Origin of the sequence: Brachyspira sp. SAP_772, assembly GCF_009755885.1 — a bacterium.
Taxonomy (GTDB): domain Bacteria; phylum Spirochaetota; class Brachyspiria; order Brachyspirales; family Brachyspiraceae; genus Brachyspira.
Map to the genome: position 1 here is coordinate 1 of NZ_VYIX01000029.1, position 1,102 is coordinate 1,102.

At 32.1% G+C, this 1,102-nt stretch carries 1 protein-coding gene and 1 pseudogene; both read right to left on the reverse strand.

Annotated elements, in window-relative coordinates:
- Positions 1–86: 86 nt before the first annotated feature.
- Positions 87–881 (reverse strand): type I methionyl aminopeptidase, encoded by a 795-nt coding sequence (map, locus tag GQX97_RS12325; protein WP_157152218.1) that lies wholly within the window; start codon positions 879–881, stop codon positions 87–89.
- Between the two features lie 22 nt (positions 882–903).
- Positions 904–1,092: pseudogene (locus tag GQX97_RS12330) on the reverse strand (polymer-forming cytoskeletal protein); the annotation flags it as partial.
- Positions 1,093–1,102: the final 10 nt, after the last annotated feature.

Consider the following 1,102-nt stretch of genomic DNA (forward strand, 5'->3'; position numbering starts at 1 on the left):
TTATCTTATATATTTTTTTAACTATTCATATATTTATTAACTATCTCATCATCTTCTAAAGCAGTAAGTTTATCTTATATATTTTTTTAACTATTCATATATTTATTAACTATCTCATCATCTTCTAAAGCAGTAAGTATCTCAACACCGTCTTCTTTAACAGCAACAGTATGTTCATAATGAGCAGATAAAGAACCGTCTCTTGTAACAACAGTCCAATCATCATCTTCAATATATATAGCATGATGTCCCATATTAACCATAGGCTCTATTGCAATTACCATATTAGTTTTAAGYAGAGGACCAAAACCTTTTTTACCTCTATTAGGCACAGCAGGCTCTTCATGCAAATTAGCTCCAACACCATGACCGTTAAACTCTCTCACCAAAGAATAACCAGCATCTTCTGCAGTTTTCTGTATGGCATAAGAAACATCTCCCAAATGAACACCATCTCTTATCTGTTTTATTCCATTAAAAAATGATTCCATTGTTGTGTCTACAAGTCTTGAAGCYTCAGCAGATACATTGCCAACCTTAAAAGTAAATGCTCTGTCTGAATGATAWCCYTTATAATAAACGCCTATATCAAGACCTATTATATCGCCGTCTTTTAATACTCTTTTTTTGCTAGGTATRCCATGTATTATTTCATCATTTATAGAAGCACATATAGAAGCAGGRAAAGGAGGATTTCCATAACCCTTAAAAGAAGGCTTTGCATTTTGCTTTCTTATATAATCATAAACAAACTTATCAAGCTCTTTTGTAGATATGCCAGGCTCAACAAGTTTRGAAACTTCTTTAAACACATTTGCGAATATATGTCCGCTTTCACGCATCACATTTATTTCTGATTGTGTCTTTATTTTAATAGCCATTTTTAATGCTTTCCTTTATTTATCAATTTGATTGATTCTCTGTATCATTTGTATTTTCAAAAGTATTTTCTGCCTCAACTTTATCGCTAAAAGAATCTTCTACCACTTTTGTAATATTCTTTTTTTGTCCGCCTGTAATAGTCATCTCTCCCTGTATAACAGCACCCTCTCCAACATCTATCTTAGGAGCTTCTATGTTTCCTAAAACTCTTCATGTTTCT